Genomic DNA, 15,796 nt, shown 5'->3' with positions numbered 1-15,796 from the left:
GGTGAATGAGCAGCGTGTTAAGTATAGCAAGGTTCATGCCAACAATGAAAGGCCCTTTATTTTCAGGGCATTGGCTGCCAGCTTACCTTTTAACGCTTCGTTCCGGACCGTCTGGTCTGCTAAAAGTGTCGCCAAATACCAACACAATTTTGTCGTTCAGAATCTGCTGAGAAAAATCATCAAGATAGATGTCACCCATTAGCGACAAAAAAAGGTGACGGCTGTCTCCTTTTGCCAACAACCGCGCCATAAAAAAGGGAGGCGCTCAGGCCTCCCATTTTTTTAACAGCAATTAACCTAATTGTTTACGCGCGTTACGGAAAATACGCATCCAGGGGCTGTCTTCACCCCACTCAGCCGGGTGCCATGAGTTGCTGACCGTGCGGAACACGCGCTCAGGGTGCGGCATCATAATGGTGACGCGCCCGCTCTCGTTGGTCACGGCGGTGATGCCGTTTGGCGACCCATTCGGGTTTGCGGGATAAGTTTCTGTCACCTTACCTCCGTTATCGACATAACGTAGCGCCACCAGCCCTTTGGACTCGAGGGCGGCAAGATGCGCCCCATCGCGAACCTCAACGAAGCCCTCGCCATGCGATACGGCGATTGGCATACGTGAGCCGGCCATACCGTCTAACAGTAACGACGGGCTGGCAGCCACTTCAACCAGGCTGAAGCGCGCTTCAAAACGCTCTGACTGATTACGGACAAAGCGTGGCCACAGTTCGCTGCCGGGGATCAACTCACGCAGGTTGGACATCATCTGGCAGCCGTTACAGACACCGAGCGCCAGCGTTTGTGGGCGATGGAAGAAGGATGCGAACTGATCGCGAACACGTGGGTTAAACAGAATGGATTTTGCCCAGCCTTCACCGGCCCCTAATACGTCACCGTAAGAGAAGCCGCCGCAAGCCACTAACGCCTGGAAACGTTCCAGATCGAGCCGTCCGGCGAGCAGGTCACTCATATGAACGTCAACCGCAGTAAACCCGGCGCGATCAAAGGCGGCGGCCATTTCCACATGGGAGTTAACGCCCTGCTCACGCAGGACGGCAACGCGTGGACGCGCACCTGTGGCAATCATCGGTGCTGCAACGTCTTCTTCTGGCTTGAATGTCAGGCTGACGTTCAGGCCCGGATCGTTGTTATCCTGCTTTGCCTGATGTTCCTGATCGGCACAGGCTGGATTATCACGCAGACGCTGCATCTGCCAGGTGGTTTCGGCCCACCAGGTCCGTAAGGTGTTACGGCTTTCGCTATACACAGCACTCTCGCCAGAACGAATCACAAAGCGGTCGCCTGGCTTCGCGCATCCCAGCACATGGCTGCAGTGCGCCAGACCGTGCGCTGCAAGAATCTGCTCTACTGCCTCACGATCGGCGGCGTTGATTTGAATGACCGCCCCCAGTTCTTCGGTGAACAGCGCAGCCAGCGCATCGCTGCCCAACGCCGCGATATCGACGTCAATGCCGCAGTGACCGGTAAAGGCCATTTCCGCCAGGGTAACAAGCAGGCCACCATCTGAACGGTCATGGTAAGCCAGCAGTTTTTGTTGGCTTACCAGCGCCTGAACGGCATTAAAGAATCCCGCCAGTTGCTGTGCATCACGCACATCTGCAGGCTTGTCGCCCAACTGACGATAAACCTGAGCCAGTGCCGTCGCGCCTAAGGTGTTAGCGCCGTTACCAAGGTCGATCAACAGCAGCAGGTTATCCTGATCTGCCACCAGCTGTGGTGTCACGTTGCGGCGCACGTCTTCTACACGGGCAAACGCGGTAATCACCAGAGACAGAGGCGAGGTCATTTCGCGCTGTTCGGTGCCTTCCTGCCAGCGGGTTTTCATCGACATGGAGTCTTTACCCACCGGAATGGTGATGCCAAGTGCCGGGCACAGCTCTTCACCGACGGCTTTTACAGCGTCATACAGGCCAGCGTCTTCACCCGGATGGCCTGCTGCCGACATCCAGTTGGCCGAAAGTTTCACGCGCTTCAAAGAACCGACCGGCGTGGCCGCAAGGTTAGTCAGTGCTTCACCGACGGCCAGACGGGCCGAGGCGGCAAAGTCGAGTAGCGCCACAGGGGCACGCTCGCCCAGCGCGAAGGCCTCACCATGGTAGCTGTCGAGGCTGGCCGTTGTTACGGCGCAGTTGGCGACCGGGATCTGCCAGGGGCCGACCATCTGATCGCGCGCCACCATGCCGGTTACGCTGCGGTCGCCTATGGTGATCAGGAAGGTTTTTTCCGCCACGGTCGGCAAGTGCAGCACACGGTTCACCGCATCCGTCAGCGTGATGCCGTCGCGCTGGAGTGGATGACCCTGAGCCTGCTGTTTCACCACATCGCGGGTCATTTTCGGGGTTTTCCCCAACAACACATCCAGCGGCATATCAATCGGGCTGTTAGAGAAGTGGCTGTCTTCCAGCGTCAGATGCAGCTCCTCGGTGGCTTCACCAATGACCGCATAAGGCGCACGCTCACGCTGACAAATAGCAGCAAACTCGGCCAGCTTCTCTGGGGCGACAGCCATCACATAACGCTCTTGTGATTCATTACACCAGACTTCAAGCGGGCTCATTCCCGGTTCGTCACTGAGGATATCGCGCAGGTTAAAGCGGCCACCGCGGCCACCATCGCTGACCAGTTCCGGCATCGCGTTGGACAATCCGCCTGCGCCCACATCGTGGATAAACAGAATGGGGTTGTCATCGCCCAGTTGCCAGCAGCGGTCAATGACTTCCTGGCAACGGCGTTCCATTTCTGGATTGTCACGCTGCACTGATGCAAAATCGAGATCGGCATCGGACTGACCCGACGCCATTGATGATGCAGCACCGCCACCCAGGCCGATATTCATCGCCGGGCCACCCAGCACGATCAGTTTGGCACCCACGGTGATTTCACCCTTTTGCACGTGATCGGCACGGATATTTCCGATACCGCCAGCCAGCATAATGGGTTTGTGGTAGCCACGCAGTTCAGTGCCGTTGTGGCTGTTAACCTGCTCTTCGTAGGTACGGAAGTAGCCGTTTAAGGCTGGACGACCAAATTCGTTGTTAAACGCCGCGCCGCCCAGTGGGCCTTCGGTCATAATATCCAGCGCGCTGACGATGCGCTCAGGCTTGCCAAAATCCTCTTCCCATGGCTGTTCAAAGCCGGGAATACGCAGATTCGATACCGAGAACCCGACCAGGCCAGCCTTCGGCTTCGCGCCTCGTCCGGTTGCGCCCTCATCACGAATTTCACCGCCGGAGCCGGTTGCCGCACCAGGCCAGGGGGAAATCGCGGTGGGATGGTTGTGGGTTTCAACCTTCATCAGAATGTGCGCCGCTTCCTGGTGATAGGCGTATTCGCCTTTCTCAGCATCCGCGAAGAAGCGTCCCACCTCAGAGCCTTCCATGACCGCAGCGTTATCTTTGTAGGCTGACAGAACATAATCCGGTGTTTGCTCGAAGGTGTTTTTAATCATTTTAAACAGCGATTTAGGCTGTTTTTCGCCGTCGATAATCCAGTCAGCGTTAAAAATCTTGTGACGACAATGTTCAGAGTTCGCCTGGGCAAACATATAAAGCTCAATGTCGTTTGGATTGCGCCCCAGTGCGGTAAAGGCAGCCAGCAGATAATCAATTTCGTCTTCGGCCAGCGCCAGTCCCAACGTCATATTGGCTTCAACCAGCGCCTGACGGCCTTCACCGAGCACATCGACGCTTTTGACCGGCTGAGGTTCATGGTGAGCAAACAGCTGCTCGGCCTGATTGAAATCGCTGTACACCGTTTCCATCATGCGGTCATGAAGGAGTGCCGCCAGCGCCTGCCACTGGGTTTCCGTCAGTTCAGGCGCCTGGACATAAAAGGCCATGCCGCGTTCCAGACGACGCACCTGCGAAAGATCGCAGTTGTGGGCAATATCAGTGGCTTTCGATGACCACGGTGAAATGGTGCCAGGACGCGGCGTCACCAGCAGTAAACGCCCTTGTGGCGCATGTTCAGCGAGAGAAGGGCCGTACTTGAGCAGGCGCTGCAGACGGGACGTTTCATCCTCGCTCAGCGGCGCGCTGACATCGGCAAAATGGACGTACTCAGCGTAAATATCACTCACCGGCAGATGAGCGTCCTGAAAGCGGGTCAGCAGTTTGTTTACACGAAATGCCGACAGGGCGGGCGAACCACGCAGAATTTCCATCATAAGATCTCTCGTCTTCGAAGCGCCGGGCGACGCTTCATTGGGCGCAACAGGGGAAAACGGGGCGTATTATAGAGAAACCCACTCCGCGACGAAACCGTTTGCGCAAAATTTATGGCCAACAAGATTTGCCTGAAATTTGCGCAAAACTTGCTTTATAAGTTGCTCTACCTGAGTTTGTTGCGCAAAATGCCCCTCGCTCTGGGAGTTAAAACAAGATCAATACTGCCTTAAAAGACAGAGGCCTTGGAGCCATCGAGAGATAACTATTTGAAACGCCTAAAATTTAATTATCTGGTTATCGGTCTTCTCACCGTGCTGCTGGCTTTGGCACTGTGGCCGTCCATCCCCTGGTACGGTGGTGGACAAGATACGATCTCACAGATTAAATCACGGGGAGTGCTGCGCGTCAGTACCGTAAACTCGCCGTTGACTTACTACACCGTGAACAAAGCACCGGCCGGGATGGACTACGAGCTGGCGAAGCGTTTTGCCGATTATTTGGGCGTGAAGCTCGACATAACCGTGCGCGCTAACCTCAGTGACCTGTTTGATGCGCTCGACGATGGCAAAGCCGATTTGCTGGCGGCGGGCCTTATCTACAACAATGAGCGCCTGAATCGCTATCAAACCGGCCCCGGTTACTACAGCGTTTCGCAGCAGCTGGTTTATCGCGTGGATAAACCCCGGCCGAAAAACCTGGGTGACCTGAAGGGACGGCTGGTGGTTGCCTCAGGATCGGCCTACCTGTCGACGTTAAAGAGCGCCAGGACAAACCAGTATCCCGATCTCGACTGGGCCATTTCGACCGATCAAAGTCCAAAAGCCCTGCTGGAAGCCGTGGCAGAAGGCAAGCTGGATTACACGATTGGCGATTCCGTAACGATTGCCCTGCTTCAGCGCATTCATCCTCAGTTAGCCGTTGCCTTCGACGTCACGGATGAAGAACCCGTTACGTGGTACCTGCCCCATGACAGTGATGACAGCCTGAATGCTGCGATGCTGGATTTCTTTAACAGCATGGGAGAAGAAGGCGCGATGGCCCGACTGGAAGAGAAATACCTCGGTCACGTCGGCACCTTCGACTATGTGGATACGCGCACCTTCCTGCGTTCCATTGATAACGTCCTGCCTGACATTAAGCCGCTGTTCGAGAAGTATGCCAATAATATCGACTGGCGATTACTGGCAGCCATTTCCTATCAGGAATCGCACTGGAATCCGCAGGCAACCTCGCCGACCGGCGTGCGCGGCATGATGATGTTAACGCGTAACACCGCTGACAGCGTTGAAGTGGGTGACCGTACCGATCCCGAGCAGAGTATTCGTGGCGGGAGCCAGTATCTGCAAAACATGATGGAAAAGGTGCCACAAACCATTCCGGAAGATGAACGTATCTGGTTTGCGCTGGCGGCGTATAACATGGGCTATGCCCATATGCTGGATGTGCGTAAGCTCACCGCGAAACAAGGCGGTAACCCGGACAGCTGGGCTGATGTGAAACTCCGTTTACCCATGTTGAGTCAAAAGCGTTACTACACGCAAACCACCTATGGCTATGCGCGCGGGCAGGAAGCCTACAACTACGTAGAGAATATTCGCAAGTATGAGATTAGCCTGGTGGGCTATTTGCAGGAGCAGGAAAAACACCTTGCCCAACAGGCCGCTCTGGAAGCGGAGATGGGCAAAGGTTATCCTGCCGTCACGCCCGAGGTGGCAATGAACTAACTGTCGCGCTGCGCCTGACGCAGCGCTTTTTGTTGCTGGCGGCGCATACGGAAAAAATCGCTCAGCATCCCCGCGCACGCCTCTTCCAGCACACCGTGATGCAACGCCACCTGATGATTCATGCCCGGATGGCCTAACACGTCAATCAAGGAGCCGGCTGCGCCGGTTTTCACATCGTGCGCCCCATATACCAGACGACCAATGCGAGCATGCACCATCGCCCCCGCACACATAATGCACGGCTCCAGCGTAACGTAGAGCGTGGTATCAAGCAGGCGATAGTTTTCCAGCACTTTTCCGCCCTGACGTAGCGCCATGATCTCCGCGTGGGCCGTGGGATCGTGCTGCCCGATAGGCCGGTTCCAGCCCTCGCCTATCACCCGCTCTCCCTGAACCAGCACCGCGCCCACTGGCACTTCGCCCTGCTCCCATGCGCGCTGCGCCAGGGTAAGCGCACGGCGCATCCAGTATTCATCTTGTTCTTGAGTCACGCAGACCACTCCCGGCAGCAAAAAAGCGGCGCATTATACCCATCACGCCCGGAAAACCGAAGCGCGATGGCCGTTATTCCAGCTGCTGTAATTCACCAACCGGCGTGACGCGCCAGCGATGCTGGCAAAAGAACAACAGCGGGTTGTCCTGTTTGCTGTCGCTGTAACCGCTATAAAGCTGCAATGGCGTACCGATCTGCTCTTCCAGCTGCACGACTTTTTCGTGACCGAGGCAGCGCATTTTCAACACACGTCCTCCTAAACCGCGCTGCATCTGGCTGGCAATCAGCTTTACTCGTGGCAAAAACGCGGAGTCATAATAGACCTGTTCAACCAGAGACTGGGGGGACCCTGTAATCAGCCACACATCTGCATCATCGCTGCTGAGGTATTCACTGAGGCGTTTCTGCACCACGGGAAAGGCTTTAACGCGTTGCCGAAACCATTGGGCGAATTCGGCCTCCAGGCGCAACAGGGTTGCTTCAGAGCGGCCAAAGGTAATCGACCACAACAGCAAACTCATCGGCCAGCGCGCGGCACGTCCCTTGACTAATAATCCTGCGCCCACCACCGGCAGTAACGGCACTACCAGCAGCACATTCAGCGGCTTGCGACGCAGTAGATAGCGCATGAAGGTGCCAAACATGTCCTGTTGGTGCAATGTGCCATCAAGGTCGAAAAACACCACGCGACGTTGTATATCGTTGGTCAAACAACACTCCTTTTTAACGAATATGCATCAACAGCCTCTATTGTAGTCATCTTCGTCGAGCGAGGCGATGACTGTCATTTTTTATTCCAGTGACTACAATGCCCATTGAATCATTTATTCCATGCGGAACATCCGCTAAATCACAAGGATTGAGCATGAGTTCATTGCTGCGCATTCGCCAGCTTTATCCCTCTCTGGCGCTGAACGAGCGGCGGCTGGCGGATTTTTTACTGTCACAACCGGATCGGGCACGGCATTTAAGTTCGCAAAAGCTGGCGGAAGAGTCAGGAGTCAGTCAGTCGAGCGTGGTTAAGTTTGCGCAAAAGCTGGGATACAAAGGTTTTCCTGCGCTCAAACTGGCACTGAGTGAGTCACTGGCGGATAAAGATGCCATTACTGTGCACAATCAGATACTGAGTGACGATCCGCTTAAAGCGGTTGGTGAAAAATTGCTGACGGAAAAACTCTCGGCGATTCGTGCGACGCTGGATATCAACAGTGAAGAGAAATTAAATGCCGTCCTGCAGTTGCTTAAACGCGCGCGCCGTATCTTGCTGGTCGGGATTGGTGCCTCAGGCCTGGTGGCAAAGGATTTTTCATGGAAGCTGATGAAAATCGGTATCAACGCGGTGGCGGAACAGGATATGCACGCGCTGCTGGCCAGCGTGCAGGCGATGTCTGCCGGCGATGTGCTGCTGGCGATTTCCTATACCGGCGAACGGCGTGAGATTAATCTTGCCGCGCAGGAAGCCGTTCGTGTGGGCGCGGACGTGCTGGCATTTACCGGCTTTACGCCGAATACACTTCAGCAGTGCGCTACGCATTGCCTGTACACCGTGGCAGAAGAGCAGAGCACACGCAGCGCCGCCATCTCGTCCACCACCGCTCAGTTGGCATTAACCGACCTGCTTTTTATGGCGCTGGTGCAGAACGATCCTGAGCGCGCATCCAGCCATATTCGTCACAGTGAGGCGCTGGTTAAGAAGCTGATTTAGGCAGAAAGCCAGGCTCACTAAGCGTAGATAATATGCTAAGCATATAATGCAAGAAGCCAGCGATAACGCTGGCTTCTTGCAATGCTGTGAATACTAACCAAACCTTAAAAGACTAGCTACGACTCAGATCTTGCGTAGAGATAGGTAAATACTGGCTCATCCCTGTAGTCGCTGATTCGACTGCTGCCTTGTTTTTTGCTACCAGATAGAAGGTTTCAGCCGTAGGTTGCTGAGCGTGATCCGCAGAATAAAGGGCAAATTTTACGACTTTCTTTCCACCTTCATACTTGCATTCCATATCCCAGCTTATCGTTGTTCCTTGCGTTGCTTTACATTTACCCTTTCCATAGGTGTACTGCAGGAAGTTATTCGTTTTATTTTCCGCCGACGCAACGAAATCTGGCCGAGATCCGCCTGCGGAGAGGCTTGCATAAGCTGTTGTTGCAGCCAGAACAGCCACGCCTGCTATTAAAAGAATTCTTTTTTTCACCTGACACAATCCATCGATATTTTTGATGAGTGGATTTTATCGGAAAAATCCTAATCACGCATCTGCTCTCACTCATTTTATGACAAGATATTTCTACTGAGCGCATTTTTTGTGTAAACCTTACAAAACCTGCGAAGATGACTTCCAGCGGTTCTAAAGCCTTTGCTCATCCTGACGTCTAAAACTTCAACTAAAGAAAGTTAATTTCTTTAGCTCTGAGCATACCGAACGCGATAAGAACCATATAAATCAATGCGTTATTAATTTTATTTTGGTCTTTCAGGATTTTACCTATCAGCATCATTTTTGCGTTAAACAGAATATGATACTGTCTGGCGGGCTTAGGGCGGCAGACAAAGCCTCATGGCTATTGATTTCGGACTTATACCTGTAGCGCCAATAGCGAAAGTTGCGCTGAGACATTTTGGCGTATTTTACTGCCGATAATGGCATAAACGACCAATATTATTTATCGAATTAAGAAACCACAATGGCTTTACTGATTACCGAACGCTGTATTAACTGTGACATGTGTGAACCTGAGTGCCCGAACCAGGCGATCTCAATGGGTGAGTCGATATATGAGATTGATGTGAGTCGCTGTACCGAATGTGTTGGTCATTACGATGTGCCAACCTGCCAGAGCGTTTGCCCTATCGATAACACGATCGTCATTGATCCACAGCACATCGAATCACGCGATGCGCTGTGGGATAAGTTTGTACAGCTAGATGGTTAGCTTTCGATAATCACCGTGGCGCAGGCATAGTGACGCTCGTCCGCCAGGGTGACATGCACATGTTGCACGCCCAGCCGTTGCGCCATCTCAGCAGCATGATCGAAGAAGCGCAGCAGCGGTTTACCCAGCGCATCGTTATAAACTTCAAACTGGTTGAAAGCCAGCCCGCCACGAATGCCGGTGCCGAACGCTTTTGCTGCCGCCTCTTTGACCGCAAAACGCTTAGCCAGAAAGCGCACCGGCTGAAGGTGCTGCTGGTACTGATGCCATTCGGCATCACTGAGCACACGGCGTGCCAGACGGTCACCTGAGCGTGAAATCACGTCAGCAATACGCGCTATTTCGACGATATCGCTACCCAGTCCTAAGATAGCCATTAACGACGCGCTTCCCGCAGCAGCTGTTTCATCTCTTTCACCGCCTCAGGCAGGCCGCTCATGACGGCGCGTCCAATAATCGCATGACCGATGTTCAGCTCATGCATTTCCGGCAGTGCGGCAATCGGCAGCACATTGTGATAGGTCAGGCCATGTCCGGCGTTGACTTTCAAGCCACGGCTGGCCGCAAAGGTCGCGGCCTGACGGATACGTGCCAGTTCAGCCTCGCGGGCCGGGCCTTCAGGCGCTTCTGCGTAGGCACCGGTATGAATTTCAATATAGGGCGCACCGCTGGTCACCGCCGCCTCGATTTGGCGATGATCGGCATCGATAAACAGGGACACCAAAATGCCCGCTTCGCTGAGTTGTTTCACCGCGGCGTTGAGTTTTTCCTGTTGTCCTGCCACGTCCAGCCCGCCTTCTGTGGTAACTTCCTGACGCTTTTCCGGCACCAGGCAGCAAAAATGCGGTTTGATTTCACAGGCGATAGCCAGCATCTCCTCGGTCACTGCCATTTCAAGATTCATACGCGTTTCAATGGTATCGCGCAGGATGCGGACATCTCTGTCGGTAATGTGGCGACGATCTTCGCGCAGGTGCACAGTGATGCCGTCCGCTCCCGCCTGTTCAGCGATAAACGCTGCCTGTACCGGATCGGGATAATGGGTTCCACGTGCGTTGCGGACGGTAGCGATGTGGTCAATATTCACGCCTAACAGTAACTCAGCCATGACAATCCTCGGTTCATTATGGTCATTGTGCTGAGTGTACCGCGCAGAGATAAGGCCAGGCTACGGTCAGAGCTCTGTCTCGTCAGAAATAGTCGGCTTTTTTTTCGGTGTGAACTGGCGAAAAAGCTCCTGGCTTTTTAGCGGTTTACCGCCCAGATAGGGTTTGAGCGCCATGCGGGTGAAACGCTTGGCTGCACGCAGGGTTTCTGCGTCGGGGAATTCTCGGGTAAACAGCGCCTGCAGCTCGCGACCGGTGAAACTACGCTGGTTCAGCACCAGGCTGGCAATAAAGCCCTTCTCTTCACGGTAGCTGTAGGTCATGGTTTCGCTGACCGGTTCGCCGCTGCCCGCGCAGTGCAGGAAGTCCACGCCGTAGCCAAGGTGTCCCAGCAGCGCCAGCTCAAAGCGACGCAGCGCCGGTTCGGGTGAACCTTCGGCCCCTGCCAGCATCTGGATGCATTGCAGGTAGTCAAAAAACAGTTCAGAGAAGGGAATGTGCTGTTCCAGTACCCGAGACAACAGCTCGTTGACGTACAGGCCGCAATAAAGCGTGATACCGCTGAGAGGTAAGGCCAGGGAGACCGCTTCAGCGTTGCGCAGGGTTTTTACGTCCCCGCGCCCGCTCCAGCGCACCAGTAAAGGCGTAAAAGGCTGTAACGTGCCTTTTAACTGCGAACGCCGTGAACGTGCCCCTTTTGCCAGAACACGAACGCGGCCTTCACTTTCACTAAACAGGTCAAGCAGCAGGCTGGTCTCGCTGAAAGGGCGACTATGCAGCACAAAGGCGCGTTGCCAGCCTTCCATTTAATCAGAGATCGTCTGTGTAACCCAGGCTGCGCAACGCACGTTCGTCGTCCGCCCAGCCGGATTTAACTTTAACCCACAGTTCAAGATGCACTTTCGCGTCGAACATCTCTTCCATGTCTTTACGCGCTTCAATACCAATGGTTTTGATTTTGGCACCTTTGTTACCAATCACCATTTTCTTCTGCCCTTCACGCTCCACCAGGATCAAACCGTTGATGTCGTAACCGCCGCGCGCATTCGACACGAACTGTTCGATTTCAACCGTGACCGAGTAAGGCAGTTCCGCGCCCAGAAAACGCATCAGCTTTTCACGGATGATTTCTGAGGCCATAAAGCGCTGAGAGCGATCGGTGATGTAATCTTCCGGGAAATGATGGTCAGACGCCGGCAGATGCTTACGGGCAATAGCCGCAATGGTGTCAACATTTTTACCGTTTTCTGCGGAGATCGGCACAATATCGATAAAGTTCATCTGCTGGCTAAGGAACTGCAAATGCGGCAGCAGAATGCTTTTATCCTGAATATTGTCGATTTTGTTAATTGCCAGCAGCACGGGCACTTTGCCATCGCGCAGCTTGTTTAATACCATTTCGTCATCGGGCGTCCAGCGCGTGCCGTCCACCACAAAGATGATGAGTTCAACGTCACCGATAGAACTGCTGGCCGCACGGTTCATCAGGCGGTTAATCGCCCGCTTCTCTTCCATGTGCAACCCTGGCGTATCCACATAGATCGCCTGATAGGCGCCTTCAGTATGGATGCCCATAATGCGGTGACGAGTGGTTTGCGGCTTACGCGATGTAATCGAGACCTTCTGCCCCAGCAACTGGTTCAGTAAGGTGGATTTGCCGACGTTTGGTCGGCCAACTATCGCGACAAAGCCGCTGTATGTAACGTTTTCGCTCATTCGAATCCTGAGGTTTTCAGCGCCGGTTGCGGCGCCGGGATAAAACTATTCCAGACCAAGTTTAATCAGCGCCTGTTCGGCTGCTGCTTGTTCAGCTTTACGGCGGCTGGAACCTACGCCCACCACCGGCTCTGCCATGCCACTCACCTGACAGTGAATGGTGAATTCCTGATCGTGGGCTTCGCCACGTACCTGCACCACTAAATAACTTGGCAGTGGCAGATGCCGCCCTTGCAGATACTCCTGCAGGCGCGTTTTGGGATCTTTTTGTTTGTCACCCGGACTGATTTCGTCCAGGCGCGTCTGATACCAGTCGAGGATCAGTTTCTCCACCGTCTGAATATCACTGTCGAGGAACACGCCACCAATCAGCGCCTCTACGGTGTCCGCCAGAATGGATTCACGGCGGAAGCCCCCGCTTTTTAATTCGCCAGGGCCTAAACGCAGGCATTCACCCAAATCGAACTCACGCGCCATCTCTGCCAGAGTGTTACCCCGCACCAGTGTGGCACGCATACGACTCATATCCCCTTCATCCACGCGTGGAAAACGGTGATAAAGCGCGTTAGCGATCACATAGCTGAGGATGGAATCGCCTAAAAATTCGAGACGTTCATTGTGTTTACTGCTGGCGCTTCGATGCGTCAGGGCCTGCTGTAAAAGTTCAGAATGTGTAAAAGTGTAGCCCAGTTTACGCTGAAGCTTGTTAATCAAGATGGGGTTCATGCGATTCCAGTTCTGTTTTGCGTCTGTCACTCTGCATACCAAACAGGGCTGGAAAACCAACACATTCTGTTTGGTGTGCAGTGGCCCCCAAATGGAGGCCACCCTATTTGCCTGACGGTCAGGCTACGGTTAGTGGATACCACCAATACGACTGAGTCGTACGCCGGTTGGCCACTGACCTTCTTGTTTTTCGAAACTCATCCAGATAGCGACCGCTTTACCCACCAGATTGCGCTCGGGCACAAAGCCCCAGTAGCGGCTATCGGCGCTGTTATCACGGTTATCGCCCATCATGAAATATTGTCCCTGCGGCACAACCCAGCTAGCCTGCGGCTGACCCGGCTGCTGATAATACATGCTCGCCTGGCTTTGTGCTTCGGTTACTAACAGAATGTCATGCGTCACATCGCCCAGCGTTTCTTTGCGCGTTGCCAGACGTAATCCACCCTGCATGCTGTCATTTAGCGGTAACTGATAGAAACCATTACCCGCTTCATTGCCGTCAAACCCGCTGAACGTCTGAACAAATTTGCTGGGTTCGATATTGCTGTATGTCACAGGCAGCGCTTTGCTACAAGGTTTGCCGTTATCGCAGGCCGGGTTAATGGTCAGCGTTTTACTGTACGGATCGTACGTGACCCGATCGCCAGGCAAACCGATCACGCGTTTGATGTAATCCAGGCTGGGATCTTTCGGGTATTTAAATACCGCGATATCACCGCGTTTTGGATGCCCGGTCGGGATCAGCGTCGTTTGCGTAATCGGGTCTTTAATCCCGTAGGCAAACTTCTCGACCAGTATAAAGTCCCCAATCAGCATGGTTGGCATCATGGAACCGGACGGGATCTGGAATGGCTCATAAACAAAAGAGCGCACAAAGAACACCACGGCCAACACCGGAAATACTGATGCTGCGGTTTCAATCCAGCCCGGCTTAGGTGCCATCTTCGCCAGCGCTTTGCTGTCGAGTGAATCCCCGGCCTGCGCCTGCGCCGCCGCCTGCACCGCACGCCGCTGTGGTGCCCACTTAATACGATCAATCACCCAAAGAATACCGGTAATCAATGTCGCTATCGCCAGTATCAGGGCGAACATATTAGCCATTTGAGATCCTTATTTGCTGTCTTTTCCGACATGCAGAATGGCGAGGAATGCTTCCTGCGGCAGCTCAACGTTACCGACCTGCTTCATTCGCTTCTTACCATCTTTCTGCTTCTGCAACAGCTTTTTCTTACGACTGACGTCACCGCCATAACATTTGGCGAGAACGTTCTTACGCAGCTGTTTAACGGTCGAGCGAGCGATAATGTGGTTGCCGATAGCCGCCTGAATCGCAATATCAAACTGCTGACGTGGGATGAGTTCTTTCATTTTCTCAACCAGATCACGTCCACGATAAGGTGCGTTTTCACGGTGGGTAATCAGCGCCAGCGCATCAACACGTTCTGAGTTGATCAGAACGTCGACGCGCACCATGTCAGAGGTCTGAAAACGTTTAAAATTATAGTCCAGTGAGGCATAGCCACGTGACGTTGATTTCAGACGGTCAAAGAAGTCGAGCACCACTTCGGCCATCGGAATTTCATAGGTCAGTGCCACCTGATTGCCGTGGTAAACCATGTTGGTCTGGAAGCCACGTTTCTCGATGCACAGTGTGATGACGTTGCCCAGGTACTCCTGAGGCAGCAACATATGACACTCGGCAATGGGTTCACGTAACTCTTCGATATTATTGAGCGGTGGAAGCTTTGACGGGCTATCGACATAGACCACTTCGCCGCTCGTGGTTTGCACTTCGTATACCACTGTCGGTGCGGTTGTGATCAGATCGAGATCGTATTCACGTTCCAGACGTTCCTGAATGATCTCCATATGCAGCAGACCCAGGAAGCCGCAGCGGAAACCAAAGCCCAGTGCCGTTGAACTTTCGGGTTCGTAGAACAGTGAGGCATCATTCAGACTCAGCTTGCCCAGCGCATCACGGAAGGCTTCATAATCATCAGAGCTGATAGGGAACAGACCGGCATAAACCTGCGGCTTCACTTTTTTAAAGCCCGGTAAGGCTTTATCAGCCGGATTACGTGCGGTTGTCAGGGTATCGCCCACTGGCGCGCCAAGAATATCTTTGATGGCGCAGACCAGCCAGCCAACTTCGCCGCAGTTGAGTTCATTGCGATCAACCCGCTTCGGCGTGAAGATGCCCAGTCGGTCAGCATTGTAGACCTGACCAGTGCTCAGTACCTTAATTTTATCGCCTTTACGCATGGTGCCGTTTTTTACCCGCACCAATGATACGACGCCAAGATAGTTATCAAACCAGGAGTCGATAATCAGCGCCTGCAGCGGGGCTTCTGGATCACCTTCTGGCGGCGGAATGTCGCGGACTAAACGCTCCAGGACTTCAGGAACGCCCACGCCAGTTTTGGCCGAGCAACGCACAGCGTCGGTCGCATCAATTCCGACGATGTCTTCGATTTCCTGAGCAACACGATCGGGATCGGCAGCGGGCAAATCGATTTTATTCAGCACCGGCACGACTTCCAGATCCATCTCAAGTGCGGTATAGCAGTTGGCCAGGGTTTGTGCTTCTACGCCCTGTCCGGCATCAACCACCAGCAATGCGCCTTCACAGGCTGCCAGTGAGCGGGAAACTTCATATGAGAAGTCAACGTGTCCCGGTGTGTCGATGAAATTGAGCTGGTAAGTTTCGCCGTCTTTCGCTTTGTAATCGAGCGTTACGCTCTGCGCTTTAATCGTAATGCCACGCTCACGCTCCAGGTCCATAGAGTCAAGAACCTGTGCGGCCATCTCGCGAGCAGTTAATCCGCCGCAAATCTGAATCAAGCGGTCAGAGAGCGTGGATTTACCATGGTCAATGTGGGCGATGATGGAGAAATTTCTTATGTGCTTCAT

Annotated in this window: 14 protein-coding genes; 3 read left to right on the top strand and 11 right to left on the bottom strand. The window is 53.7% G+C overall.

Annotated elements, in window-relative coordinates; all coding sequences use genetic code 11:
* Positions 1–292: 292 nt before the first annotated feature.
* A complete protein-coding gene (purL, locus tag CMR03_RS23435; RefSeq protein WP_096012806.1) occupies positions 293–4,183 on the bottom strand; it encodes a phosphoribosylformylglycinamidine synthase in 3,891 nt (1,296 codons plus the stop codon).
* A 267-nt stretch (positions 4,184–4,450) separates the two neighbouring features.
* On the opposite strand from purL, the gene mltF reads away from it, so the two are divergent.
* Complete coding sequence (mltF, locus tag CMR03_RS23430; protein ID WP_096012805.1) at positions 4,451–5,908, top strand: membrane-bound lytic murein transglycosylase MltF; 1,458 nt, start codon at positions 4,451–4,453, stop codon at positions 5,906–5,908.
* On the opposite strand, the gene tadA is transcribed toward mltF, so the two are convergent.
* On the bottom strand, positions 5,905–6,399 hold the full coding sequence (gene tadA / locus CMR03_RS23425) for a tRNA adenosine(34) deaminase TadA (protein WP_096012804.1): 495 nt from the start codon (positions 6,397–6,399) through the stop codon (positions 5,905–5,907). The genes mltF and tadA overlap by 4 nt on opposite strands.
* 73 nt (positions 6,400–6,472) lie before the next feature.
* Positions 6,473–7,111, bottom strand: coding sequence for a phosphatidylglycerophosphatase C (gene yfhb, locus CMR03_RS23420; RefSeq protein ID WP_063880590.1), 639 nt, complete (start codon positions 7,109–7,111; stop codon positions 6,473–6,475).
* Between the two features lie 155 nt (positions 7,112–7,266).
* Here yfhb and CMR03_RS23415 point away from each other — a divergent pair, with 155 nt between their 5' ends.
* Positions 7,267–8,106 (top strand): MurR/RpiR family transcriptional regulator, encoded by an 840-nt coding sequence (locus tag CMR03_RS23415; RefSeq protein WP_063880591.1) that lies wholly within the window; start codon positions 7,267–7,269, stop codon positions 8,104–8,106.
* A 112-nt stretch (positions 8,107–8,218) separates the two neighbouring features.
* Here CMR03_RS23415 and CMR03_RS23410 read toward each other — a convergent pair whose 3' ends face one another.
* Positions 8,219–8,596 (bottom strand): hypothetical protein, encoded by a 378-nt coding sequence (locus CMR03_RS23410; protein WP_063880592.1) that lies wholly within the window; start codon positions 8,594–8,596, stop codon positions 8,219–8,221.
* 490 nt (positions 8,597–9,086) lie between these two features.
* Between CMR03_RS23410 and CMR03_RS23405 the strand changes: the two genes are divergently transcribed.
* Positions 9,087–9,335 (top strand): YfhL family 4Fe-4S dicluster ferredoxin, encoded by a 249-nt coding sequence (locus CMR03_RS23405; RefSeq protein WP_096012803.1) that lies wholly within the window; start codon positions 9,087–9,089, stop codon positions 9,333–9,335.
* Here CMR03_RS23405 and acpS read toward each other — a convergent pair.
* The 7 genes from acpS to lepA all read right to left on the bottom strand — a co-directional run bounded on the left by acpS (position 9,332) and on the right by lepA (position 15,796).
* Complete coding sequence (gene acpS / locus CMR03_RS23400; RefSeq protein ID WP_096012802.1) at positions 9,332–9,712, bottom strand: holo-ACP synthase; 381 nt, start codon at positions 9,710–9,712, stop codon at positions 9,332–9,334. The two genes, CMR03_RS23405 and acpS, sit on opposite strands and share 4 nt — an antisense overlap.
* Positions 9,712–10,443, bottom strand: a complete 732-nt coding sequence (gene pdxJ / locus CMR03_RS23395; protein WP_096012801.1) for a pyridoxine 5'-phosphate synthase — start codon at positions 10,441–10,443, stop codon at positions 9,712–9,714. Before pdxJ ends, acpS begins: the two co-directional genes overlap by 1 nt.
* Before the next feature lie 66 nt (positions 10,444–10,509).
* The gene (recO, locus tag CMR03_RS23390) at positions 10,510–11,247 is read right to left on the bottom strand and encodes a DNA repair protein RecO (RefSeq protein ID WP_063880596.1); all 738 of its coding nucleotides are present in this window, start codon (positions 11,245–11,247) and stop codon (positions 10,510–10,512) included.
* A 4-nt stretch (positions 11,248–11,251) separates the two neighbouring features.
* On the bottom strand, positions 11,252–12,157 hold the full coding sequence (era, locus tag CMR03_RS23385; protein ID WP_063880597.1) for a GTPase Era: 906 nt from the start codon (positions 12,155–12,157) through the stop codon (positions 11,252–11,254).
* Positions 12,158–12,202: 45 nt separating this feature from the next.
* Positions 12,203–12,883 (bottom strand): ribonuclease III, encoded by a 681-nt coding sequence (rnc, locus tag CMR03_RS23380; RefSeq protein WP_014594336.1) that lies wholly within the window; start codon positions 12,881–12,883, stop codon positions 12,203–12,205.
* A gap of 129 nt (positions 12,884–13,012) precedes the next feature.
* A complete protein-coding gene (gene lepB / locus CMR03_RS23375) occupies positions 13,013–13,987 on the bottom strand; it encodes a signal peptidase I (RefSeq protein WP_096012800.1) in 975 nt (324 codons plus the stop codon).
* Positions 13,988–13,996: 9 nt separating this feature from the next.
* Positions 13,997–15,796, bottom strand: a complete 1,800-nt coding sequence (lepA, locus tag CMR03_RS23370) for a translation elongation factor 4 (protein WP_063880599.1) — start codon at positions 15,794–15,796, stop codon at positions 13,997–13,999.

Source organism: Pantoea allii, assembly GCF_002307475.1.
GTDB lineage: Bacteria > Pseudomonadota > Gammaproteobacteria > Enterobacterales > Enterobacteriaceae > Pantoea > Pantoea allii.
The sequence above is the reverse complement of the archived record's forward strand: the minus strand, read 5'-3'. Positions and strand labels throughout refer to the sequence as shown.